Source organism: Mariniflexile sp. HMF6888, from assembly GCF_044335535.1.
Classification (GTDB): Bacteria; Bacteroidota; Bacteroidia; order Flavobacteriales; family Flavobacteriaceae; genus Mariniflexile.
Genome location: NZ_JBIQVZ010000013.1, coordinates 28,650 through 53,084 on the forward strand (window position 1 = coordinate 28,650; position 24,435 = coordinate 53,084).

21 protein-coding genes are annotated in these 24,435 nt (G+C 33.5%); 15 read left to right on the forward strand and 6 right to left on the reverse strand.

The annotated features are described in order from the left end of the window. The first annotated feature begins 3 nt into the window (after positions 1 to 3). On the forward strand, positions 4 to 612 hold the full coding sequence (locus ACGLWY_RS17805; RefSeq protein ID WP_396621031.1) for an IMPACT family protein: 609 nt from the start codon (positions 4 to 6) through the stop codon (positions 610 to 612). A gap of 1 nt (position 613) precedes the next feature. Here ACGLWY_RS17805 and ACGLWY_RS17810 read toward each other — a convergent pair whose 3' ends face one another. Next, positions 614 to 1,012, reverse strand: a complete 399-nt coding sequence (locus tag ACGLWY_RS17810) for an acyl-CoA thioesterase (RefSeq protein WP_396621032.1) — start codon at positions 1,010 to 1,012, stop codon at positions 614 to 616. Positions 1,013 to 1,196: 184 nt separating this feature from the next. Here ACGLWY_RS17810 and dnaA point away from each other — a divergent pair, with 184 nt between their 5' ends. From dnaA to ACGLWY_RS17830, 4 genes are all read left to right on the forward strand, one after another. Beyond that, a complete protein-coding gene (gene dnaA / locus ACGLWY_RS17815; protein ID WP_396621033.1) occupies positions 1,197 to 2,624 on the forward strand; it encodes a chromosomal replication initiator protein DnaA in 1,428 nt (475 codons plus the stop codon). Between the two features lie 11 nt (positions 2,625 to 2,635). Next, positions 2,636 to 3,091: a low molecular weight protein-tyrosine-phosphatase gene (locus ACGLWY_RS17820; protein WP_396621034.1), complete on the forward strand. Its 456-nt coding sequence runs from the start codon at positions 2,636 to 2,638 to the stop codon at positions 3,089 to 3,091. Positions 3,092 to 3,158: 67 nt separating this feature from the next. Beyond that, positions 3,159 to 4,565, forward strand: coding sequence for a PQQ-dependent sugar dehydrogenase (locus tag ACGLWY_RS17825; protein ID WP_396621035.1), 1,407 nt, complete (start codon positions 3,159 to 3,161; stop codon positions 4,563 to 4,565). Then, positions 4,565 to 5,278 carry an SAM-dependent methyltransferase gene (locus ACGLWY_RS17830; protein ID WP_396621036.1) on the forward strand — a complete coding sequence of 238 codons (714 nt, stop codon included), beginning with the start codon at positions 4,565 to 4,567 and terminating at the stop codon, positions 5,276 to 5,278. The genes ACGLWY_RS17825 and ACGLWY_RS17830 overlap by 1 nt, the downstream gene beginning before the upstream one ends. 164 nt (positions 5,279 to 5,442) lie before the next feature. Here the strand turns inward: ACGLWY_RS17830 and ACGLWY_RS17835 are convergent, their stop codons facing one another. The 5 genes from ACGLWY_RS17835 to dapF all read right to left on the reverse strand — a co-directional run bounded on the left by ACGLWY_RS17835 (position 5,443) and on the right by dapF (position 9,463). Next, a complete protein-coding gene (locus tag ACGLWY_RS17835; protein WP_396621037.1) occupies positions 5,443 to 6,102 on the reverse strand; it encodes a peptidoglycan-binding protein LysM in 660 nt (219 codons plus the stop codon). A 111-nt stretch (positions 6,103 to 6,213) separates the two neighbouring features. Then, positions 6,214 to 7,125 (reverse strand): DUF2279 domain-containing protein, encoded by a 912-nt coding sequence (locus ACGLWY_RS17840; RefSeq protein WP_396621038.1) that lies wholly within the window; start codon positions 7,123 to 7,125, stop codon positions 6,214 to 6,216. Next, positions 7,125 to 8,168 carry an endolytic transglycosylase MltG gene (gene mltG, locus ACGLWY_RS17845; protein ID WP_396621039.1) on the reverse strand — a complete coding sequence of 348 codons (1,044 nt, stop codon included), beginning with the start codon at positions 8,166 to 8,168 and terminating at the stop codon, positions 7,125 to 7,127. The genes ACGLWY_RS17840 and mltG overlap by 1 nt, the downstream gene beginning before the upstream one ends. Further along, the gene (locus ACGLWY_RS17850) at positions 8,169 to 8,693 is read right to left on the reverse strand and encodes a GNAT family N-acetyltransferase (protein WP_396621040.1); all 525 of its coding nucleotides are present in this window, start codon (positions 8,691 to 8,693) and stop codon (positions 8,169 to 8,171) included. After that, positions 8,690 to 9,463 (reverse strand): diaminopimelate epimerase, encoded by a 774-nt coding sequence (dapF, locus tag ACGLWY_RS17855; protein WP_396621041.1) that lies wholly within the window; start codon positions 9,461 to 9,463, stop codon positions 8,690 to 8,692. Before dapF ends, ACGLWY_RS17850 begins: the two co-directional genes overlap by 4 nt. Before the next feature lie 350 nt (positions 9,464 to 9,813). Between dapF and ACGLWY_RS17860 the strand changes: the two genes are divergently transcribed. From ACGLWY_RS17860 to ACGLWY_RS17905, 10 genes are all read left to right on the forward strand, one after another. Then, entirely contained in the window at positions 9,814 to 11,211 is a 1,398-nt protein-coding gene (locus ACGLWY_RS17860) for a trypsin-like peptidase domain-containing protein (protein WP_396621042.1), read from the forward strand. A 136-nt stretch (positions 11,212 to 11,347) separates the two neighbouring features. Beyond that, on the forward strand, positions 11,348 to 12,796 hold the full coding sequence (locus ACGLWY_RS17865; protein ID WP_396621043.1) for a glyceraldehyde-3-phosphate dehydrogenase: 1,449 nt from the start codon (positions 11,348 to 11,350) through the stop codon (positions 12,794 to 12,796). 135 nt (positions 12,797 to 12,931) lie between these two features. Then, positions 12,932 to 13,564: a tRNA (guanine-N1)-methyltransferase gene (locus ACGLWY_RS17870; protein WP_396621044.1), complete on the forward strand. Its 633-nt coding sequence runs from the start codon at positions 12,932 to 12,934 to the stop codon at positions 13,562 to 13,564. A gap of 332 nt (positions 13,565 to 13,896) precedes the next feature. After that, entirely contained in the window at positions 13,897 to 14,574 is a 678-nt protein-coding gene (gene trmD / locus ACGLWY_RS17875; protein ID WP_396621045.1) for a tRNA (guanosine(37)-N1)-methyltransferase TrmD, read from the forward strand. Positions 14,575 to 14,724: 150 nt separating this feature from the next. Next, positions 14,725 to 15,075 carry a 50S ribosomal protein L19 gene (gene rplS / locus ACGLWY_RS17880; RefSeq protein ID WP_396621046.1) on the forward strand — a complete coding sequence of 117 codons (351 nt, stop codon included), beginning with the start codon at positions 14,725 to 14,727 and terminating at the stop codon, positions 15,073 to 15,075. 873 nt (positions 15,076 to 15,948) lie between these two features. Next, a complete protein-coding gene (locus ACGLWY_RS17885; protein ID WP_396621047.1) occupies positions 15,949 to 18,159 on the forward strand; it encodes an NADP-dependent isocitrate dehydrogenase in 2,211 nt (736 codons plus the stop codon). 238 nt (positions 18,160 to 18,397) lie between these two features. After that, positions 18,398 to 20,773, forward strand: coding sequence for a carboxypeptidase-like regulatory domain-containing protein (locus ACGLWY_RS17890; RefSeq protein WP_396621048.1), 2,376 nt, complete (start codon positions 18,398 to 18,400; stop codon positions 20,771 to 20,773). A gap of 91 nt (positions 20,774 to 20,864) precedes the next feature. Beyond that, a complete protein-coding gene (locus ACGLWY_RS17895; protein WP_396621049.1) occupies positions 20,865 to 21,677 on the forward strand; it encodes a DUF4249 domain-containing protein in 813 nt (270 codons plus the stop codon). Between the two features lie 149 nt (positions 21,678 to 21,826). Then, positions 21,827 to 23,071, forward strand: a complete 1,245-nt coding sequence (locus ACGLWY_RS17900; protein WP_396621050.1) for an efflux RND transporter periplasmic adaptor subunit — start codon at positions 21,827 to 21,829, stop codon at positions 23,069 to 23,071. A gap of 3 nt (positions 23,072 to 23,074) precedes the next feature. Beyond that, on the forward strand, positions 23,075 to 24,427 hold the full coding sequence (locus tag ACGLWY_RS17905; RefSeq protein WP_396621051.1) for an ABC transporter permease: 1,353 nt from the start codon (positions 23,075 to 23,077) through the stop codon (positions 24,425 to 24,427). Positions 24,428 to 24,435: the final 8 nt, after the last annotated feature.

The window sequence follows — 24,435 nt, forward strand, 5'->3', positions numbered from 1 at the left end:
GGCTTGACTGAAAAAGACACATACAGAACCATTGAAACTTCAACCGAAGGCATTTTATTTAAAGAAAAAAACAGTAAGTTTTTTGGTTATGCTTACCCTGTTTTAAATGAAGACGATGTAAAACTGCATCTAGATGCATTAAAAAAAGAACATCATGCCGCAAGACATTGGTGCTATGCCTACCAACTAGGAACAGAAAATATTTTGTATCGTGCCAATGATGATGGCGAACCTAGTAATTCTGCAGGCATGCCTATTTACGGCCAAATACAATCGTTTGATGTTACCAACATTTTAATTGCTGTGGTTCGTTATTTTGGCGGTGTAAAATTAGGCGTTGGCGGTTTAATAAGCGCCTACAGAACCACGGCACAATTAACCCTTGAAGAGGCAACCATTGTTGAAAAAACCATCAATGTTGATTATATAATCTCTTTCGACTATAAAAACATGAATACTGTAATGCGTATTATTAAGGAGAAAAACCTAAACATCACCAATCAAAAATTGGAAATGGATTGCCAATTAACAATCTCTGTTAGAAAGAAAGAGGCAAAATCCGTTTTCGAAGCTTTCAATCATCTTTTTGAAATCGACATAAAAGAAATTTAGACTATTTCTTAATTGCATCCAAAATATACTGAGGAGCTTTTATTGGCCGGTTTGTTTTCATATCTATGAATACTAATGTTGTATGAGCTGTTGTTAAAATATCCCCCATCTCATTAGTAATTTCATACTCAAATTCTATCCTTGCAGTTGGCATGTTTTTTAGTTGAGTTTTTACATTAATTACATCATCATAACCCGCTGATTTTTTATAGTTTATATTCAAAGAAACTACGGGCAGCATCACCCCATTTTTTTCCATACTTTTATAAGAAATCCCTAATTTCCTAAGCCATTCAATACGCCCCATTTCAAGATATAATGCGTAATTTCCGTGATGCACAACACCCATTTGATCGGTTTCACCATATCTCACTCTTATTTGTATTTCGTCGATTTTCATAAGGTTTATTAAATATTTTTTTGTAGCTTCGGCAATAGGTTAAACATGGGGAAAAAATTCTAGAAATTCAATACTAATTCATTTTTTTTTTAAGAATTTTGTTCACATATTTGCCAAACCAAAAGGGGGCTAATATTATTAGTTTTCACTCACAAACCTAACGAACAAAACCAGAAGAATAAAAATGAGTATAACTGCGCAAACGGTATGGAATAGTTGTCTAGAATTCATAAAGGATAATATCCAACCGCAAGCATACAAAACTTGGTTTGAACCAATTGTAGCGGTTAAACTTACAGACAACGCATTAAGCATTCAAGTGCCTAGTAAATTTTTTTACGAGTGGCTTGAAGAACACTATGTGAAAATTCTTAAAGTATCACTTACAAAAGAATTAGGCGAAAAAGCCAAACTTGTTTACATCATTAAAATGGAAAACACGTATGGTAATAAACAACCTTTTACAGAAAAAATTCCGAGTTCAAACAGGAGTGCCATGAAATCCCAAGAAGTTGATGTTCCTCTTAACAATAAAAGCCCCGAATTACGAAATCCTTTTGTAATACCTGGCATTAGAAATGTAAAGATAGAATCGCAACTTAATCCAAACTATAGCTTTGAAAATTTTTTAGAAGGTGATTCAAACCGCTTGGCGCGTAGTGCAGGTTTAGCCGTGGCCTCAAAACCTGGTGGCACATCTTTCAATCCGTTACTTATTTTTGGCGGCGTTGGTTTAGGAAAAACCCATTTAGCACATGCTATTGGTGTTGATATTAAAGACAAATACCCAGAGAAAACGGTTCTATACATTTCTGCAGAAAAATTTACGCAACAATATATAGATTCTGTTAAGAAAAATAATAGAAATGATTTTATCCATTTCTATCAAATCATTGACGTGTTGATTATTGACGACGTTCAATTCCTTTCAGGAAAAACAGGGACGCAAGATGTTTTCTTTCATATATTCAACCATTTACACCAAAACGGAAAACAGGTTATTTTAACAAGTGACAAAGCGCCTGTAGATATGCAAGATATTGAGCAACGCTTGTTATCCCGTTTCAAATGGGGGCTTTCAGCAGAACTACAAACACCTGATTTTGAAACCCGCGTTTCTATATTAAAAAACAAATTATATCGCGATGGCGTAGATATGCCCGACGATATTATTGAATATGTTGCCAAAAACATTAAATCGAATGTACGTGAATTGGAAGGTGCTATTATTTCGCTAATTGCACAATCATCTTTCAACAAAAAAGAGATTACCATCGATTTAGCGAGAATAATTGTTGAAAAGTTTGTAAAAAACACCAAACGCGAAGTATCCATTGATTACATCCAAAAAGTGGTGTCCGATTATTTCCAAATGGATATTGATACTTTACAATCTAAAACGAGAAAACGCCACATTGTCCAAGCACGTCAATTAGCTATGTTTTTTGCTAAAAAATTTACTAAAGCATCTTTGGCAAGTATTGGTTCCCAAATTGGAAAACGCGACCACGCTACTGTGTTACATGCTTGTAAAACAGTTGATAATTTATCTACAACAGACAAGCAATTCAGGAAATATGTTGAAGATATAACCAAAAAACTTTCAGTCTAAACTCAAACAAAATGACTAAGATTCTAATGGTATGTTTAGGCAATATTTGTCGTTCACCATTAGCTGAAGGCATTTTAAAGTCTAAACTTCCAAGCGATTCGTTTTTTGTGGATTCCGCAGGTACTGGCGATTACCATATTGGTAAAAACCCAGATAGTCGATCAATAGCCATCGCTAGAAAACACGGTTTAGACATTTCAAATTTAAGAGGACGCCAATTTAATGTGCTGGATTTTGATAAGTTTGACATTATTTATGTCATGGACGAATCTAACTACCGGAACGTCTTGTTACTTGCCCGAAACGAACAAGATAAAGCAAAAGTTGAATTTATTTTAAACGAAGTTCATCCAAAACAAAACCATAATATTCCAGATCCTTATTATGGTGGAAACGATGGTTTTGAAAATGTTTACAATATGCTGGATGAGGCATGTTCTATTATTGCAACCAAGCTTCAGAATTAATATTCATAGTTTTCAAAAAAGATTTTTTTGTAACTTAGGCTATCATAAGTCCTTAAATATTAATAAGATGAAAAACTTAGCTTCGTTTCTACTCCTCTGTATTACATCTTTAATATCGGCCCAAAATATCGACATAGAATTAGTCGCAAACGGATTTGATGCTCCTGTAAGTATTAAACATGCAAACGACAGCAAATTATTTGTTGTAGAACGCAAAGGTGTCATCAAAATACTAAATGCTAATGGTACTGTAAATAGCATAGATTTTTTAGATATTAACAGCAAGGTTAGCGATTCTGGTGGTGAACGCGGGCTTCTAGGTTTGACATTTCATCCAAACTATAATACCAACGGATATTTTTATGTAAACTATATAAACAATTCTGGCAATACGGTTATTGCAAGGTATTCTAGAACGAATGAAACGACGGCAGACGCGACTTCCGAACTTATTTTACTTACTATAAATCAACCAGCTTCAAACCATAATGGTGGTGATATGAATTTTGGCCCCGATGGTTATTTATACATTGCCAGTGGCGATGGCGGCGGCTCGGGAGATCCAAATAACTATGCACAAAGTTTAAATATATTATTAGGTAAACTCCTTAGAATAGATGTTGATAACACAAGCAATGGAAACAATTATGCTATTCCTTCTACAAATCCGTATTTAAATGATGGAAATGCCAACACATTACCAGAAATTTGGGCTTATGGTTTAAGAAATCCTTGGCGATTTTCTTTCGACAAAACGACTGGCGATTTATGGATTGCCGATGTTGGACAAGGGACTTATGAAGAAATCAATATGGCTTCCTATACAACTTCAGGCTTAAATTATGGTTGGCGCTGTTATGAAGGTGCGAACCACCCATATAATACCAGTGGTTGTCCTCCAGAAAGTTCTACAACACGCCCCATTGCGGAGTATTCACACAATGGAGATGGTGCTTTTAAATGCTCCATTACCGGAGGTTTTCGCTATAGAGGTTCGCTTTACCCAAGCTTAACAGGTCTTTATTTTTTTGCTGATTATTGCAGCGACGAAATTGGCGTGCTTACACTAAATGCTTCTGATTGGACTATGACCTTTCCACAACAATATAGCAACAAAGGTTGGACTACTTTTGGTGAAGATAACACTGGTGAACTTTATATTGCAGGTCTTGAATCTGGTGAGGTCTTTAAAATTGTGGATACTAGTTTAAATATAGAAGACTTTAATAAGCTGAATATTAGTATGTATCCAAACCCTACAAACAATCTTATAAACTTCAACGTATCTCTGATTAAAAACCCTTTAGAATCTATTAAAATTTCCGATATTCACGGCAAGCAAATCAAACTAACAACATCAATAAACAATCCATTAACAACCTTAACCGTTAATAGCTTAGCAGATGGTATTTATTTTATTGAGTTGACAGATAGTAACGGCGTGAAAGAAATTAAAAAACTTATCAAATATTAATGGCAAATCCTTTAGGAAAATTATTCCTTATACCAACAACTTTAGGCGACAACGAACCTTTAGAAGTGCTTCCGATTACAGTCAAGCAAATTATTGAAGAAACCGATACATTTATTGTTGAAAATGATAAAACAGCTCGACGTTTTATAAAACGAATTGCTCCAGAAAAACCCCAACCCTCATTAAAGATGTATCATTTAAACAAACACACCGATGCTATGGATTTACCTAGTTTTTTAGAGCCCTGTTTAAATGGAATTAATGTTGGTTTGCTTTCTGAAGCAGGTTGCCCAGGCGTTGCAGACCCAGGTGCTGATATCGTAAAAATAGCCCATCAAAAAAATATAAAAGTAGTGCCATTAGTTGGTCCATCTTCAATTTTAATGGCGTTGATGAGTTCTGGTATGAACGGACAAAGTTTCGCTTTTAATGGCTATTTACCTATTGATAAAACCGAACGGAAAAGTGAAATGAAACGTTTAGAACGTTTGTCTTTTGAACATAATCAATCCCAAATTTTTATTGAAACACCTTACCGAAACAATAAAATGCTTGAAGATTTGAGCCATCATTTAGACCCAAACACATCAATTTGTGTCGCCTGCGATATTACACTACCAACAGAATTTATAAAAACACAGACCGCAAAAGAGTGGAAAAAAAATATCGTAGACCTTCATAAAAGACCTACGATATTTATTATTCATATGTAAATATTATATGTTTTTTAATGGTCATATGGACACGAGCGATAGCGAACTGGCGAAGCAATCGCTTTATTTTCATTGGTGTTTATCTCACAAATTTTATTTTCATTGGTGTTCGATGATTATCAATTGTGTTTCCAAATCATGGCGATTTCATAAAAACTAAAACACTATATAGCTTTAGCTGTTTTATTAGCTTTAATAGATGACGTATCGTAACCTGAAAACTTTTTCATATAGTATTCTATAGTAGTGCCATAACTGTCTTCAAAATTATCAATACCGTAACTTCTTAAGTAGTTTTTCACACTACCGGCGCCCGCTAAATGAGCAGCTGCCAAAATACCAGATTCCGTAATTAAAATACCATTAAGCTTTTTACCAACAAAATTCTTGATATCTCTACGTAAAATCCATTTATTACGTTGTGTATTGGCTACAAATGCTTTTTCTTGAAGTGCAGGATTCTTTAAAAATAATGATGGGTTATGAATACCAATCAACTTTAAAGTACCTGTTCCAAATTGATACTTACCTAAATAACCTAATGTGTTTACTATAAAATAATCGCCTCTTGATTCTTTAAATGCTAAGGCTTCTTTAAATCCTACAAACGATTTTCCTAAAAATGGAGAAATTGGCTTGTTCCCTTCATTTGACGCTAAAGCATTATCGGTAATGCTATGGTCTTGGCTTACAGTATAATTTAATTCTAAGCCAGCTGTTGAATACTTACTTAAATCTATCGTTTCATTTGGTGAAAGCGATACGAACAATAGAATACATATTGTTAGAGTTAGGGTTAAGTAACTTGCAATACTTTTTCTCATAATTTTTAAATTTCTTCAGCAAAATCACACAGTAAAAATGCTTGAAAATTTGAGCGTGCAAAATTAGACTTTTTTTAAATTATATCAAAACTAATCGTTTAACTACTTTTTTTAATAGTAGAATAGATGAAATACACAGCCTTTTTCATTGAATTCTATAGTTGGAAAAGGTATTTTTATCATGTTAAAAACATCTAAAAAAGTTCTCAACAACTTCGAGTTTGTTTCAATGTTACTCAAATTTACATCTAAACTTAAATAGAATTGACGTTGCCTATCTAAATTTGTTAACAACTGATTGTCAATATCTTTCGCACCCGTTAACATCCCATCAGCCCCATATCCTATAGCGATATTCAACCATTTTGGTATGCTTTTTTCTTTAAAAAATGAATGCAAATTGGCACTTAACCAATAGGTTTGTCCGTTATAGTCTTTCAAAACCTGCTCAAAAAAGCCTTCTCCAAGCTTATCAGAGCGTTGAGGAGCATATTTTGTTTGATGAAAAGAAAACTTTAAAGCGATACGTTGTTCGTTCCAAAGCAATTCTTGACCAACATATAATCCTGTTCCCGATGCGTTTGCCAAAATATCGCCCCAAGAAAAACCCCATTCTTGCGAATAACCATCTAAAATTTCAACCGTTGTTAAAAAGCCAAATCCTAAAGTAGCTCCATAAATTAACTGATCCTTTTTACTTACACCACTCCAGTTTAATAACTGCGCACCGTGTTTTCCCATTTGATAAGAAGTGAACACATGCCCCATTTTATCCATTTGAAGCCACTCATTATTATCATTAATAGTATGAAATTTAGATTGTTCATAATCAGCATACCAAAATTGATACAATCCAACTAAAGACATCCCTGCAAGTGACGTTTCAGCAATTATAACAGTATGTCGTCTAGCCTTATTAAGTGTGTCGCTAGGCGTCAAAAAAGAGTCGAGCTTCGATTGTGAAAATGAAAACAATGGCAATAAAACAAAAGGCAACAGGTATTTTATTGCTGAATATGTCACTACCTATTTATTCCTTGTGAAGACAAATAGCGTTGATATTCTCTAGCATTTACATTATGCTGAGATAAGGTTTTAGCAAATTTATGAAACCCAAATCGTTTGGCATCAGCCGCAAAATAAAGGTATTGATGCTTTTCATAATTCAAAACCGCATCAATAGCCGAAATATCAGGCATTGCAATAAGTCCTGGGGGCAACCCTAAATTTTTATACGTATTATAAGGCGATACGATGTCTTTATGGATATTTAAAACACGCTTGATCACGGTATCTTTATATTCCGGTAATTGATACGCAGCAAATTTTAGCGTAGGATCCGCTTGTAAAGGCATCCCAATTCTAATTCGGTTCATGTAAACACCTGCAATCCTTGGTTGTTCTGAAGCTTGCTTTGATTCTTCGTAAACTATCGATGCAAGCGCAATAACTTGATCCCGTGTTAAGCCTATGTCGTTTGCTTTTGCCTTTCTGGCATCTGTCCAAAAACGATTGTATTCTTTAAGCATGCGTTCTCTAAATTGCTCTGCCGAGGTATTCCAGAAAAATTCATAACTATTAGGAAGATACATGCCTAAAGCGGTAGCGTTACTAAAACCATATTTTGATAAAAACAAAGTGTCTTTCATAGCTTTAAGTAAGGACACACTATCTGCTTCGATTTGAGCAGAAACACGGCCTGCCAATTTTTCAAGGCTTTCCTGATTGTTAAAAGACAAGGTCATAGGCAGGTTTCTACTTCTAATGGAGTTAATAATATCATTATTATTCATACCCTTTGTAATAGCAAAACGTCCCGCTTTAATATTGCTCGCATACTTTTTTTGTTTTGCAAGCACATCAAAGGTGTTAATATCTTTCAATAAGGGTTCTAATTGTTGTCTTACGTCATCGTAAGTTGCATTGGTGGGCACATAAACATAGGCCGTATCATTATTGAAAGCCGTATTGGAATCAATCATGACATTATAAACATAGTATGCAAAATATGCCGCAATAGCTAGCCCAATAAACACAATGGCTAGAAGAATCTTTTTTATGTACATTTAATTATTTATAAGCTGAAATATATACTCGTTTTTATAGGAACCGTTTACAAGAATCCAGTCCTTTTTTAATCCTATTTTTTTAAAGCCTTGTTTGGTAAAAAGCTTGATGCTTATATTATTTTCTTCTGAAACATTGCAATATAACTGATGCAGACCCAAATGTGTAAAACTATAATTTATAAGTAATTTTAGAGCTTCACTACCAAAACCTTTAGCCCTATCGTTAAGTTCTTTTACTAAAATGCCAACACCGGCTCTACTATTCTTAAAATCGAAATCAAACAAGTCTATCATCCCCAATGCCACGTTATCATAACTCGAAATAACCAAGCGTAATTGTTTCGCTTCAAAAATATCTTTATGGGATTGTTTTAAATACTGTTTTATTAAAAATTTTGAATAAGGCGTGATAGTGTTGCTTATTTCCCAAACCGATTCGTCGTTTTCAATCGTATGGATAAACTCCAAATCTTCAGGTTCTAAAGCGCGTAAATAAATATGTTCTCCTTTTAAGGTCATCATATCGTTCCGCTAAAAACAAATGAAGCTGGCCCTATGAGCCATACATTTTTATAAATCCCATTTTCCAAATCAAAACTCACTTGTAATTCGCCCCCTTGAACTTTTAATGTAATCAGATTTTCGTTAGTTTGTTTAAGTGCATGCATTGCCAATGCTACGGCAGTTACGCCTGTTCCACAAGACAAGGTTTCGTCTTCCACCCCACGTTCGTAAGTTCTAACAGCAAAAATTTGGTCGCTAATTTTCTTTACAAAATTAACATTACTTCCCACTTCGTTATAAGGCGCACCATAACGTATCGCTGCACCTTTGGTTTTAATGTCAAAATTTTCTATTTGCTCTTCAAACTGTACGTGATGAGGCGAGCCTGTATTTAAAAAAACGTGGTTTTCATGTTTTTCAACCACATCAACATCAAGCATTTGAAGTTTCACAATACCATCATTAATTGTGGCATGGTGTAACCCATCAATGGCTTCAAAAACTGCCTTATCTTTAATAACACCCAGTTGATTTGCAAACGCCACCAAACAGCGTCCACCATTACCACACATGGTACTTTCGTTTCCATCGGCATTGTAATACACCATTTTAAAATCTAAAGTAGGATGGTTTTCCAATAGAATTAAACCATCTGCTCCTACCCCAAAACGCCTGTCGCATAAAAATGCAATGTGTTTGGTATCTTTTTTGTTGAACGTTAGTTGACGATTATCAATCATCACAAAATCGTTTCCTGTTCCTTGATATTTATAAAAAGTCTGCTGCATAATAAACCACAAAGATAAAGAAGTCTTTTTACTTTTTACTGGCAAACTATAATTTCGGTTTTTAAAATGTTGTTTGTAGTATATGCGTTAGGGATTACTCATATATTTTACTTTGATAAATTTGAAATCGTGAATGCTCCACATTTGCAGTGGAAAGCTCACAGCTAGGAACGAGCGAGGACTTGTAACGAAAAGTTCGCCCCTTATGGTAACTCCCAAATAAATTAGCGGATTTTGCTGTTGTTAAAACGGCGTTAAAATAGGCGTTAAAAATCGTTAAAGTTGAATTTTCATTTCAATAAATATTTAATTTTAATCGTTCTAAAAAATAAAACTTAAACTGAAAATTTATGAAGAAGATTTTATCATTAGTATTGGTTTCAGCATTAGGCGGCGCTTTAACCCTTGGTGCCTACAAAATTTTTGTAGAGCCAAAAAGTGAATTTGTTGTAACAGCACCAAGTACAAATCCGGTATTTTTACCCACTAGCAACGTAAACAATTTAGCTTATGAAAACCCAGATTTTACGGTTGCTGCCGAAAATGCTGTAAATGCGGTTGTGCACGTTAAAAATGTTTCGATTAGTAGTGGCCAATTAACCTTGCAAGATTTGTTTTCGGGCAGAACCACTCCACGTGCGCAAATGGGAACAGGCTCAGGCGTTATAATAAATGCCGATGGCTATATTATTACAAATAACCATGTTATTAATAATTCTGATGAATTATCGGTTACCTTAAATAATAACAAAACCTATAAAGCTGAAATTGTAGGATCGGATCCTAAAACAGATATTGCCCTTTTAAAAATTAAAGCCGATGAAGACTTACCGTTTGTAACATTTGCAGATTCAGATCAAGCTAAAATTGGTGAATGGGTGTTGGCTGTAGGGAATCCATTTAACCTAACATCTACCGTTACGGCGGGCATTATTAGTGCAAAATCAAGAGATTTATCGGGTACTAGCTCGCAATCGTTTATTCAAACCGATGCTGCTGTAAACCCAGGAAATTCGGGTGGAGCCCTTGTAAACGTTAGAGGCGAACTCATTGGTATTAACACTGCTATTTCATCACAAACGGGCTCGTATATTGGCTATTCGTTTGCTGTACCAAGTAACATTGCACGTCGGGTTATTGAAGATATTATGGAGTATGGTAATGTGCAAAACGGCATTCTTGGTATTAGTGGTGGCTCATTAAATAGTGAATTTTCAGAAAAATTAGGAGTTAACGATACCGAAGGCATTTATGTTGACAGCGTGGTTGAAGATTCTGGAGCAGAAAAAGCCGGAGTTAAAAAAGGAGATATTATTAAAGAAATTGATGGTGTTAAAGTTTCAAAATTTGCTGATTTAACTGGGCATATTGGTGCTAAACGTGTTAATGATGTTGTAAACTTAAAAATATCAAGAGATGGTAATATAAAAACGATTGCTGTTACCTTAACCAAAAATGACTCCTTTGTATTCCCCCTAGTTGGTATGGTTAAAAATGCTAAGCGCGAAGATTTAAAGAGATTAAACGCTTCCAACGGTGTTAAGATAACTGAGTTAAATGGAAAGTATGCCGATTATTGGAAAAATAATGGCGTTAAAGAAGGTGCTATCATCACTTCCATCAACGATATTAAAATCAATACTGTTGACGATGTCAAGGAAGCCATCGAAAATAAATCTTATTACGAACCTTTACGAATAGAACTTATAAATTCTAATGGCGAAAAAGAACGTTATAACTTTAGATAAAATCAAATTTATAAACTTAAATAGCCTTTTAAAGACTGAATCTTTAAAAGGCTATTTTTTTGTTAAAATATTTCACGAAAACGTTTGAGTTGTGGTATTTTTGCCAAAAAATCACAACAACCTAAACTATTTAAGCATGCCCATTAACAAAAATTATGAAAAAGAATTAGCTTTTCAAGCAGATCGTAGAAAAGCCACCGTAGAATTTATAAAAATTGTGAACGACTTGTGGTACGATAAATCTATTGAGCTAGTCATTTTTAGAAATCAGTTAATTGACCGGAACGTAAGTGAAATTTTAAACCTACACGAATATGCTGGTAAATTTGTGCAAAAACCCATTTCTATTTTCGATTCTGTTGAAATTGCCCAAGCTATCAAATCTATGGAAATTCCACCGGCAAAATTGGATATTGGCAAATTAACCTATGAATATCATTTAGAAGAAAATAATTACAGATCCAGTAGAGGCTTTATTTCCGAAAAATTAAAAAGTGCCAGTAAAGCTGAATATTTTAAACCTAAAAATGTTATACTTTATGGTTTTGGCAGAATTGGTAGATTAGTTGCCCGCGAATTAATGGCACGTACAGGTAAAGGCAGCCAATTACGTTTAAGAGCTATTGTTATCCGAGGTTCTATTGATGCCCAAATGCTTGAAAAAAGAGCTGCTCTATTACGTAACGATTCTGTTCATGGCGATTTTTCTGGTTTCGTATCTATTGATGCAAAAAACAATGCCTTAATAATTAATGGTACTACCGTAAACATTATTTCTGCAACTGTACCAGAAGAGATAGATTACACCAAATATGGCATCGATAATGCCTTAGTTATTGATAATACAGGTGCTTATAGAGACAAAACAAATTTAAGTAGGCATTTAAAATCCAAAGGTGTTGATAAGGTTTTACTAACAGCGCCTGGTAAAGAAGTACCTAATATTGTGTATGGCGTTAATCATTTAGAAAACAACCCCGATACGCTTCATATCTTTTCGGCAGCTTCGTGTACTACCAATGCTATAACACCCGTTTTAAAAGTTGTAGAAGATTCTTTTGGAATAAAAAGCGGCCATATAGAAACTATCCATGCCTATACAAACGACCAAAATTTAGTTGATAATCTTCATAGTAAATACCGTCGCGGGCGTGCTGCAGGTTTAAATATGGTCATTACCGAAACTGGCGCAGGTAGCGCTGTTGCAAAAGCATTGCCTAGCTTAACTGGCAAACTAACCTCTAATGCCATTCGTGTTCCTGTACCGAATGGGTCGTTAGCAATTCTTAATTTAGAATTAAAAAACAAAACCTCTATTGATGGCATCAATACCATATTAAAAAAATATGCTTTAGAAGGTGATTTGGTTGAACAAATAAAATATGAATTAAGTGACGAATTAGTATCTACCGATATTGTTGGCTGTTCGGCTCCTGCCATTTATGATAGTAAAGCCACTATAGTGCGTCCAGATGGCAAAAATGTAGTGCTCTATATTTGGTACGATAACGAATATGGCTACAGCCAACAAGTTATTAGACTTGCTAAATACATCGCCAAAGTAAGACGTTTTACATACTATTAATTAAAAAAATCTAATTTACATTTTTCATCGTATATAATTTAGCCTCACTAAGTGAGGCTTTTTGTTAAATTTAAACTGTTTATTGACATTATTTTTTAAATTAGTAAATTAAAAAAATCGAAAAACCATCCAAAAATGAATTTTACCAAATCTTTAACCTTACTAACCCTATTATTTTCATTAACAATTTTTGCCCAAACAAGTGATTCTGATGACGACAAACTATCTCTAAACAGTGGCACACTTGATAACCAATTTGATTATGTGATTACGAAATCAAACGGTTGGAGAGACGAACGCGGACAATCATATAAAGTTATTAAAGCTTATTGGCTAACCGAATTAAAAGCTCATGTATTAGACTCATTACAAGCCATTCGAAAAGATTTAGTAGCCACCGAAATTACTGTTAAAGCCCAAGCACAAGAAATTGAAGATTTAAAAACCAGTCTTTCCAACACACAAAACACGTTAGATAAAACCAAAAGCGAAAAAAACAGCATGTCGTTGTTTGGTGTCCAAATGAGCAAAGGCGGCTATAGCGGACTCATGTGGTCTGTAATTGCCATATTGTTAGCTTTACTTATTTTCTTTATTTATAAATTTAAAAATAGTAACGCTATTACCAAAGAAGCCAAACGTGCGCTTTCAGATGTTGAAGAAGAATTTGAAGAACATCGTAAAACAGCTGTTGAACGCGAACAAAAAGTACGCCGCCAATTACAAGATGAAATAAATAAGCAAAAAACAATTAAAGATAAGAAATAAGCTTTATTCTCATTATAAATAGTTTAAAATCTGCAAGAAATTCTTGCGGATTTTTTTTATTGTTATTACAGAAAACAAAGTGATTTTAATAATTCATCTCATTGTTGTCTGACAAAACTTTTACAAATGCAAATTATGCATTTGAATATCAATTTGTTGTCATTTAATCCATATTCCATTTTCTTTTAGTGAAGTCTTGAATCTTTAATCGGATACTAATGAATTAATCTATACAATTTCGACACTTTCACAAACATATAAACAACCGTCACAAAAGCCTTATTCCTAAAATTCATTAATTCAATTATCTTTGCAATTCTTAATACAGAACCATGCGCATCGATATCATTACCGTTTTACCAGAATTACTAAAAAGTCCGTTTGAAGCTTCTATTTTAAAACGCGCTATTGAAGCAAATTTAGTAGAAGTCCATTTTCATAATTTACGCGATTATACTACCGATAAATACAAGTCTATAGACGACACACAATTTGGCGGTGGCGCTGGCATGGTCATGATGGTAGAGCCTATTGATAAATGTATATCGGCATTAAAAGCACAACGCCATTACGACGAAGTTATTTATATGACACCCGATGGTGAAACCTTAAAGCAAGGCATTGCCAACCAATTATCGTTAAAAGAGAACATGATTATTTTATGTGGACATTATAAAGGAGTTGACCAACGTGTGCGCGACCATTTTATAACCCGTGAAATTTCTATTGGCGATTATGTCTTGTCTGGTGGCGAATTGGGTGCTGCCGTACTATGTGATGCCATTATTAGATTAATACCCGGTGTTTTGGGCAATGAAACCTCTGCCCTAACCGATTCGTTTCAAGATAATTTACTGGCACCACCTATTTACACCAAACCCCGAGAATATAAAGGCTGGAAAGTACCTGAATTATTGTTTAGCGGCAACTTCCCTGAAATTGAAAAGTGGCGTGAAGAGCAAGCCTATTTACGAACAAAAGAACGTAGGCCTGATTTATTAGAGGATTAAGAGAACGTCTAAACACTTTATTTTTAAAAACTTTTAACTTTTAACTTTTAACTTTTAACTTTTTAGTTATCTTTGCACCCAATTTCGGGTTAACCTCTGGCGAGAATCGTGAATGTTGTTTCGAATTAATCATTATTAAAATTTAAAGATATGGAATCTTTAGTAAAGTTTGTACAAGACGAATTTGTAACAAAAAAAGACTTTCCAGAGTTTGGAGCTGGAGACACAATTACTGTATACTATGAAATTAGAGAGGGCGAAAAAGTACGTACCCAGTTTTTTAGAGGTGTAGTAATTCAAAGAAGAGGATCTGGTTCATCAGAAACTTTTACCATTAGAAAAATGTCTGGTACTATTGGTGTGGAACGTATTTTTCCAGTTAATTTACCTGCATTACAAAAAATTGAAGTTAATAAACGCGGTAAAGTGCGTAGAGCTAGAATCTACTACTTTAGAGGTCTTACTGGTAAAAAAGCCAGAATTAAAGAACGTAGACGTTAATAAAGTATTATTGCGAAAGCAAGCAAAAAGTCCTGAAACCTCTCAGGACTTTTTTTATTAACAAAAGTTAACAACTTCGGTTCATAAATCGTTGATATATAAAATGTTAAATGTTTTGTTTTTTCAGGATATATATCTTATCTTAGCAATTAAGAAACAAAAATACAGTGCAAACTGGTTTCATTTGAAAAATGAATTTGAATTTAGTTTCTTAATAAGGTAACGTTCTTTATTTATTTGTAATTGTTTTTTGAGGTTTTATTGCAGCATGTGTAAACGTGTGGTAGCAAGAAACCAAGATATTATAAAAAGTACTGCATACATAAATAGGCAGCAACTGGTATAATTGAAAGCTTGAAAAAGCAGCAGTGCCGAAAGGATTGTTGTTGTAATTAAAGCAATGTCTTAAAAAAACTTGACGTTAAAACGAAAAGAAAAATTAATGGCATCAAGAAAAACAATTATTAGAAACATTTTTAGTAATAGGTCAATACATTTTGAAAATTACAGAAATGTTTCATTGAAATAATAGCACTTAAATTGAAAAGATTTAGATTAAAAACTAAATTGATTTGATAGAGATATCAATTAGATTGAGTTATGTTATTTCAAAGAAAGCCATGTCAAAGTAGATTTAATTCTGCAGTGATATGGCTTTTGTTTTTTATAGCTTCTTCAATATTTTTATTAATGAATTCTTATTGGTTACTACCTTTTTTAAAATTCTGTGAAATATTGTCGGTATTGACACTTTTGATTAATCGTTTAAGCATTTATAAAAGTCAATTTTTGTATATTCGCGTCGCGAAAACATTATTGTATGTCGCATTTTAATTATAGCTAAATACTAACATAAAAAAAACCGTTACATTAATGTCTAAAATTATTTATACAAAAACTGATGAAGCTCCGGCACTAGCAACCCGTTCTTTTTTACCAATTGTTAAAGCTTTTGTTAAGTCTTCTGGTATTAATATTGAAACTAGAGATATCTCTTTAGCTGCAAGAATTTTAGCCGTTTTTCCTGATTTTTTAAATGAAGACCAACGTGTTTCAGACGATTTGGCTATACTTGGTGAATTGGCTAAAAGCCCTGATGCCAACATTATTAAATTACCAAACATTAGTGCTTCAATTCCGCAGTTAAAAGCTGCCATAAAAGAATTACAATCTCAAGGATTCGCAATCCCTAACTATCCAGATGAGGCCGCTAACGATGCGGAAAAAGATATCAAATCACGTTACGATAAAATTAAAGGAAGTGCTGTGAACCCTATACTTCGTGAAGGCAACTCGGATAGACGGGCGCCAAAAGCAGTAAAGAATTACGCAAAAAAGAACCCACATTCTATGGGTGCATGGAGCAGCGATTCAAAAACACACGTAGCAACTATGGATGCTGGCGATTTTTTCCACAACGAAAAATCGGTAACCTTACCCGAAGCCACTAGCATTAAAATTATACATACAGACAGTCATGGAACTGCGACCGTTTTAAAAGATAGCTTCAAATTATTAAAAGGTGAAATTATTGATGCCACTGTTTTAAGCAAAACAGCATTAGTAAGCTTTTTAGAGGCGCAAATAGCCGATGCAAAAGCTAAAGATGTATTATTTTCATTACACATGAAAGGCACCATGATGAAAGTGAGCGACCCTATTATTTTTGGACATGCTGTAAAAGTATTTTTCAAAAATGTGTTTGAAAAACATGCAGAAATCTTAGAGAAAATTGGTGTTAACGTAAACAACGGTTTTGGGAATTTAGTTGAAAAAATCCAAACCTTACCAGAAGCTAAACGTAACGAAATTCAAGCAGATATTGATGCTGCATTTAAAAACGGTCCTGCTGTAGCTATGGTAAATAGTGACAAAGGCATTACTAACTTACATGTACCAAGTGACGTAATCATTGATGCTTCTATGCCTGCCATGATACGTACATCTGGCCAAATGTGGAATGCCGATGGCAAACCTCAAGATACCAAAGCGGTTATTCCAGATAGTAGTTATGCGGGTATTTATGCTGCTACCATCGATTTTTGCAAAAAAAATGGTGCTTTTGATCCAACAACTATGGGTACCGTACCAAACGTTGGATTAATGGCTCAAAAAGCTGAGGAATATGGTTCACACGACAAAACGTTTGAAATAGCTTCAAACGGAAGTGTAAGTGTTATTGATGCTTCTGGAAATACGTTGTTACAACATAATGTAGGAGCTGGAGATATCTGGAGAATGTGTCAAACAAAAGATGCTCCTGTTCAAGATTGGGTAAAATTAGCTGTTACCCGTGCTAAAGCATCTGAAACTCCTGCTGTTTTCTGGTTGGATAAAAACAGAGCACACGATGCTGAGCTAATCAAAAAAATAAACACTTACTTAAAAGATTACGATACAACGGGTTTAGATTTAAGAATCTTGTCTCCTATAGATGCAACACTATTTACTTGCGAAAGACTTAAGGAAGGAAAAGATACTATTTCAGTTTCTGGAAACGTTTTACGTGATTATTTAACCGATTTATTCCCGATTTTAGAAGTTGGTACCAGTGCAAAAATGTTATCAATCGTTCCTTTAATGAATGGTGGAGGCTTATTTGAAACTGGTGCTGGTGGTTCTGCACCAAAACATGTTGAGCAATTTATCAATGAAAACCATTTACGTTGGGATTCTTTAGGTGAATTTTTAGCATTAGCTGTTTCTTTAGAACATTTATCAACCACAAAAAACAACCCAAAAGCTCAAATTTTAGCCGATACTTTAGATGAAGCTACAGGCAAATTACTTGATAACGGAAAATCGCCTTCTCGTAAAACAGGTGAATTAGACAATAGAGGAAGTCATTTTTATTTAGCCTTATATTGGGCGCAAGCTTTAGCAAATCAAACAAAAAATACCGCTCTAAAGGCAGAATTTGAACCAATAGCTAAACAATTGGCAGCAAATGAAACGGCTATTGTAAATGAGCTTAACCTAGTTCAAGGAAAACCAGTAAATATTGGTGGTTATTATGAACCAAATGAAACTTTAGTTAATAATGCGATGCGACCAAGCAAAACGCTTAATAGCATCTTAAATTGACAGAAAAAATAAATACAGTTTTAAAAAGCTCCTATTAAGGAGCTTTTTTTATACATTTATAAAAAAAACATTTAGAACTCGTTTAAACTTTTTTGATTGAAGCGAAAATTAGTCATTTTGTGCTCGGTTGAAAGATTTTTTGAGTTGCGTAGCAGGGCTACGGAAGGAAGAAAAGATAAAAAACGAGTGCAAAAGGACAATTTTTTAGCCAATTGTGAAAAGTTTAAACGAGTTCTTGATGAAAAACATAATTATATGTTTTCTTTTTATATTTTGTTTTAGTAATATACCTACAAACGCTCAGGATAAATTCACTCTCAAAGGAATAGTTTCTGAAGAGAAAAACAACGAGACCCTTATAGGTGTTAGTATTATTTTCCCTGAATTAAAAGCGGGCACTACAACCAATGAATATGGTTTTTACTCTATAACGTTACCAAAAGGCACTTATAAAATTATAATTAGTTACTTAGGATTTGTCACAATAAATGAAACCATCACACTATCTAATAACCTTACCAAAAATTTCAACTTAACGGATTCGTTGGAAACTTTAAACGAAATCGTTTTAATAGAGAACATTGAAAAAACAAACATTCAAGCGCCGCAAATGAGTGTAAACCGCTTAACGGCAAGCAGCATAAAAGAAATACCTGTCGTGTTGGGAGAAGCAGATATTATTAAAGCCATTACATTATTACCAGGAGTGACAAGTGCTGGTGAAGGTGCTTCGGGGTTTAATGTTCGTGGTGGATCGGTAGACCAAAATTTAATTCTTTTAGATGAAGCTACTATTTTTAACTCATCACATTTGTTTGGATTCTTTTCGGTTTTCAACCCAGATGCCATCAAAGATCTAAAACTATACAAAGGTGGTATCCCAGCAAGATATGGTGGTAGGGTTTCCTCTGTTTTGGATATTTATCAAAAAGAAGGGAACAGCAACGCATTTCACGCCAATGGCGGTATTGGTTTAGTGTCTAGCAGATTACTTATTGAAGGCCCGCTAAAAAAAGATGAAGGTTCATTTCTTTTTGGCGGTAGATCCAGTTATGCACACCTATTTTTACCACTTTTTGATGTCGGTAATACTGCATATTTCTACGATTTAAATACCAAGTTAAGCTACAAACTAAATGATAGAAATAGCATATATCTTTCTGGGTATTTTGGACGCGATGTGTTTAGAATTAGTGAAACTTTTGACAATACCTACGGAAACACGGTTTTAAATTTTAGATGGAACCATTTGCTTTCCGACAAACTCTTTTCAAATGTATCACTTATTTATTCTGATTATTATTACGGTTTAAAATTAAGCTTTGTTGAATTTGATTGGGTGTCGGGCATTAAAAATTTTAACTTAAAATACGATTTTAAACATTATATATCCGATAAATTCAAATTACAATATGGTCTAAACAGTATTTACTATAAGTTTAATCCAGGAGATATCAACCCTACATCTGAAACCTCTGGAATAAACCCTTTTAAACTTATTGATAAGTTTGCTCTCGAAAACGCCATTTATTTGGATGCTGAACAAAAAGTATCTGACAAATTAGCATTATCCTATGGATTTCGATTGAGTTCTTTTCTTAGATTAGGTCAAGATGAATTAAACCTATATGAAAATAATGAAGCCGTGGTTTTTAATGAAGATTTTCAGATTTATGAAAAAGCAGAACCAATAGGCACTGAGTCTTTCAAGCGAAATGACATTATTTCAAGCTTTTTCAATATAGAACCACGTGTGTCCTTAGCATATCAAATTAATTCGAGTAACTCTATAAAAGCGAGTTATAACAAAATGAGTCAATATTTGCATTTGTTATCAAATACAAGTTCACCTACGCCGCTAGATATATGGACACCAAGTGGCAAATACGTTAAACCACAATTACTCAATCAATTCGCAATAGGATATTTTAAGAATTTAAAAAACAATAGATATTCTTTAGAACTTGAAAGTTTCTACAAAACCGTAAAAAATAGAATAGATTATATAGACGGTGCCGATTTAATAGCTAATAATGCCATAGAACAAGTTATTTTAAATGGTGAAGCAAAAGCTTATGGCTTAGAATTCTTTTTAAGGAAAAACGAAGGTAAATTTAAAGGTTGGTTAGCCTATACCCTATCAAAGTCTAAACAGCTGACAAAAGGTAGAACTGACACAGAAACAGGTATTAATAATGGTGAATGGTACAACACACCTTACGACAAAACACACGATGTATCATTTACAGGCAGCTACGATTTAAATAAAAAAATAAAGATTAATGCCAATTTTTTATTTCAAACGGGGCAACCAAGTACGTTTCCAAACGGTCAATATACATACAATGGTGTAACCATTCCCAATTATAATAGTAGAAATTCTGATAGATTACCAGCATATCATAGATTGGATGCTTCGGTAACTTACAATCCGAAACCCGAAAAAGCCAAAGGTTGGCAATCTTATTGGGTTTTTGGTATTTATAATATTTACAATCGGAAAAATGCTGCTTCCATATCATTTGGACAAAATGAAGACACAAAAGTAAACGAAGCCTATAGATTATCTATTTTTGGTATTGTGCCATCTATATCGTATAATTTTAAGTTTTAAAAAATGAAATCGCCATGATTTGGAAACACAAACACTAATGAAGATTAAAGCGATACCATATGACCATTAAAAAAACAATAGATATTTACATATGAAAAAAATAATATATATAGTATGCTTCCTGTTTTTAATATCATGCGAAGATGTTATTGAATTAAATTTAAATACAGCAGAACCAAGGCTTGTTATAGATGCCTCATTAACTTGGTTTAAGGATACAACCGGAAACAACCAACTAATAAAACTAACACAAACAGCTCCCTACTACAGCACTACCGTTATACCGGCAACAGGAGCTACGGTAACTGTAACCGATACTAACAATAACACTTTTAACTTTATTGAAGAAAATGATACCGGCATCTATATAAATCAATCATTTACTCCAGTAATCAATGGGGTTTACAATCTTAAAATTGTTTATAAAAATGACATTTATACCGCTTCAGAAACCCTAATGCCTATTGTTCCAATCGACAAAGTAGAACAAAAAAACAATGCAGGCTTTTCGGGTAATGAAACCGAAATAAAAGCTTTTTATACAGACCCAAAAAACATTAAAAACTATTATTTTTTTGAATTCATCAATTCCAATTTAAATAGAGCTAGTCTCGATGTATATGATGATGAATTTACAGATGGAAATCAAATTTTCGCATTTCATAGCAATGAAAACCTTAAAACTGGAAATGAACTCATCATACAAAACCACGGTATCTCCCAGCGTTTTTTTGAGTATATGACTATTCTATTGCAACAAAGTAAAGACGAATCGGATGGTCCCTTCGATGTTCGACCAGCAACATTAAGGGGTAATTGTATAAATCAAACCAACCCTAACAATTACCCATTAGGTTATTTTAGAGCTTCGGAAGTTTCTATTTACAACTACAAAATAAAATAACAACGCTCCAAATTGCAAGCTATTTCCTATGTGATTTTTTTTATTCTTAGAAAAACCACAAACTTTATGAGAATTTTAACCATAAGAAATCTTACAAAAACTATATTTAGCAAACTAAATAGTTTTCATCAATCAAAAAAACAATCTTTATGAATAAAAAAAGGTTAGCCTTAATTATTAGCGGAATCGTTATTTTAATTACTATTTATTCATTTTTCGGAGCCACTGGAGAAGAAGACATCTTATTAACAACAAAAATTATAAAAGGTACTTACTTAAATGAAGTAATCATTTCTGGAGAAGCACAATCTACAAGTTCAAAAGAAATCAATGGGCCTATCGGTGCGAGACGTTTCAACATCTACCAACTAAAAATACAAGATTTAGTAGCTGAAGGCACTATAGTAAAAAAGGGCGGTTATATTGGCAAAATTGACGCTTCAGAAGTCAATAGTAAAATTAATGATGCCCGACTAAGTTTAGAAAATGCCGAATCTAGATATACGCTTCAACAGCTTGATACAACTCTTGCCCTAAAACAAGAACGAACTGCTATAAAAGACCTTCTATTTAATATTGAAGAAAACCAATTAGAACTAAAACGTTCCATCTATGAACCGCCTGCAACAATTCGACAACTAGAGATTAAAATTGAAAAATTTGAACGCGAACTCAAAGAGAAAAAAGAAGATTATTCCATTAAAAAAAGACAATCAAATGCTAAAATGATTCAAGTCGGCACCGAAGTCTCTAAAATAAAAAAACAAATTGAAGAGTTGATTGATTTGCAAAAAGAGTTTACCGTGTATTCTGAAGATGATGGGATGGTAACTTATGTTAAAGACTGGAACGGCAATAAAAAGAAAGTTGGGTCTACCATATCACCTTGGGAACCTGCCTTGGCTAGTTTGCCCGATTTAACAAAAATGGAATCTAAAACCTATAGCAACGAGATTGATATACGAAAAATAAAAAAAGGGTTAAAAGTAAAAATTGGTTTTGATGCTTTTCCTGATATAGAAATAGATGGCGTTGTAACAGACGTAGCAAATGTAGGTGAAAACAAAAGAGGATCCGATATTAAACTTTTTCAAGTATTAATTAAACTTAATTCAACAAATAAAAATATTAGACCAGGCATGACAACGTCTAATCGGATTTTAACACATCAAGAAGACAATGTATTAATGGCGCCATTGGAGGCTATCTTTTCAAAAGATTCTATTAGTTACACCTATGTAAAATCTGGTTATTCCATTGAAAAAAGACAGGTAGAATTAGGTCTAGCCAATAATGAAGTCGTCATTATAAAAAAAGGATTGAAAGAAAATGATGTTGTTTACTTAAATGCGCCCGAAAATATGGAAGAAAAAAGTATAAAACTATTAAAGTAAAACATGATAGACAAAATACTTTTAGAAAAACTGAAATCCAATTTTAATGAGGCATACTGGTTTATTAAAACAAATAAAGTAAGAACTTTTTTAACTGCTTTAGGAATTATTTTTGGAGTAGCATCGGTAATAACCATGCTTGCCATTGGAAATGGTGCCGAAAAAGAAATTTTATCGCAACTTGAATTGGTCGGAGTCAATAATATCGTGGTAACACCTTTACCTGATCTTGAAGATGAAACTGAAAGCGACAGTGAAGAGGAAACTACAAATAATGAGTCTAAAAAGTTTTCTAAAGGTTTAGACATATTAGATGCCTTAAGTATTACTAAAACAATACCAAGTGTAAAAGTTGTAAGCCCTGAAATAATTTTAGATACTTACGTTATAAATGATGGAAAACAAAATTCCGTAAAACTAATAGGTGTTTCTCCTGCATTTTTTGATGTATCGAATATTCATATTGAAAAAGGGAAGATTTTTACAAAATATCAAATAAACAATGCGCTGCCGGTATGTATTATTGGCAAAAAAGTAGAGAAAAAATTATTTACCGGCGAAAGTGCTTTAGGCAAACAAATTAAAGTAAAAGATGTTTGGCTACAAGTTGTTGGCGTTATTGAAGAAAAACTAATTTCCGATAAAGCCCAAGAGGATTTAGGCATTAGGGATTTAAACCAAGACATTTACATCCCTATAAAAACATTTTTAGTACGCTATAGGGACAGAAAAATAATTACCGACAACTTAGATGTAAGTAGAAACAATCAAAATGGACCTAAAGAGCGAATAGCTAGAGGTAATTATCATCAAATAGATAAACTAACCATCCAGGTTTTCAACTCAAACGAATTAAAAGCTACTGCAGAGGTTTTAAGTAAGCTACTTAAACGAAAACATAATGATGTATTGGATTTTGAAATTTCAATCCCCATTCAACTGCTTAAACAACAACAAAAAACAAAACAAATATTTAATATTGTATTAAGTATTATCGCTGGCATTTCTTTACTTATTGGAGGTATTGGCATTATGAATATTATGCTAGCATCGGTATTGGAAAGAACCAAAGAAATAGGAATAATTCGTGCCATAGGTGCTACAGAAGAAGACGTGATTTTACAATTTTTATCAGAATCGGTATTAATTAGTGTTGGTGGTGGCATTATAGGAATAATTGTTGGAATAATAGGTGCCTATGTTATTGAAATAGTTTCTGGTATAGAAACCGTACTCTCTCTAAACTCCATATTGCTTTCCTTTTTTATTGCAGTTATAGTAGGGCTCGTTTTTGGAATATTTCCCGCTAAAGCTGCTGCCAATAAAAAGCCCATTCAGGCACTTAGATCTGAATAATGCATTAT

Excerpts from the sequence above, each read along its gene's own strand:
- dapF (WP_396621041.1), bottom strand. The coding sequence starts at position 9,463 with ATGCAGCAGACTTTTTATAAATATCAAGGAACAGGAAACGATTTTGTG.
- ACGLWY_RS17890 (WP_396621048.1), top strand. The coding sequence starts at position 18,398 with ATGAAAAACATAATTATATGTTTTCTTTTTATATTTTGTTTTAGTAAT.
- dnaA (WP_396621033.1), top strand. The coding sequence starts at position 1,197 with ATGAGTATAACTGCGCAAACGGTATGGAATAGTTGTCTAGAATTCATA.
- ACGLWY_RS17860 (WP_396621042.1), top strand. The coding sequence starts at position 9,814 with ATGAAGAAGATTTTATCATTAGTATTGGTTTCAGCATTAGGCGGCGCT.
- ACGLWY_RS17810 (WP_396621032.1), bottom strand. The coding sequence starts at position 1,012 with ATGAAAATCGACGAAATACAAATAAGAGTGAGATATGGTGAAACCGAT.
- ACGLWY_RS17895 (WP_396621049.1), top strand. The coding sequence starts at position 20,865 with ATGAAAAAAATAATATATATAGTATGCTTCCTGTTTTTAATATCATGC.
- ACGLWY_RS17835 (WP_396621037.1), bottom strand. The coding sequence starts at position 6,102 with ATGAGAAAAAGTATTGCAAGTTACTTAACCCTAACTCTAACAATATGT.
- mltG (WP_396621039.1), bottom strand. The coding sequence starts at position 8,168 with ATGTACATAAAAAAGATTCTTCTAGCCATTGTGTTTATTGGGCTAGCT.
- ACGLWY_RS17830 (WP_396621036.1), top strand. The coding sequence starts at position 4,565 with ATGGCAAATCCTTTAGGAAAATTATTCCTTATACCAACAACTTTAGGC.
- rplS (WP_396621046.1), top strand. The coding sequence starts at position 14,725 with ATGGAATCTTTAGTAAAGTTTGTACAAGACGAATTTGTAACAAAAAAA.
- ACGLWY_RS17885 (WP_396621047.1), top strand. The coding sequence starts at position 15,949 with ATGTCTAAAATTATTTATACAAAAACTGATGAAGCTCCGGCACTAGCA.
- ACGLWY_RS17870 (WP_396621044.1), top strand. The coding sequence starts at position 12,932 with ATGAATTTTACCAAATCTTTAACCTTACTAACCCTATTATTTTCATTA.
- ACGLWY_RS17900 (WP_396621050.1), top strand. The coding sequence starts at position 21,827 with ATGAATAAAAAAAGGTTAGCCTTAATTATTAGCGGAATCGTTATTTTA.
- ACGLWY_RS17820 (WP_396621034.1), top strand. The coding sequence starts at position 2,636 with ATGACTAAGATTCTAATGGTATGTTTAGGCAATATTTGTCGTTCACCA.
- ACGLWY_RS17850 (WP_396621040.1), bottom strand. The coding sequence starts at position 8,693 with ATGATGACCTTAAAAGGAGAACATATTTATTTACGCGCTTTAGAACCT.
- trmD (WP_396621045.1), top strand. The coding sequence starts at position 13,897 with ATGCGCATCGATATCATTACCGTTTTACCAGAATTACTAAAAAGTCCG.
- ACGLWY_RS17865 (WP_396621043.1), top strand. The coding sequence starts at position 11,348 with ATGCCCATTAACAAAAATTATGAAAAAGAATTAGCTTTTCAAGCAGAT.
- ACGLWY_RS17905 (WP_396621051.1), top strand. The coding sequence starts at position 23,075 with ATGATAGACAAAATACTTTTAGAAAAACTGAAATCCAATTTTAATGAG.
- ACGLWY_RS17825 (WP_396621035.1), top strand. The coding sequence starts at position 3,159 with ATGAAAAACTTAGCTTCGTTTCTACTCCTCTGTATTACATCTTTAATA.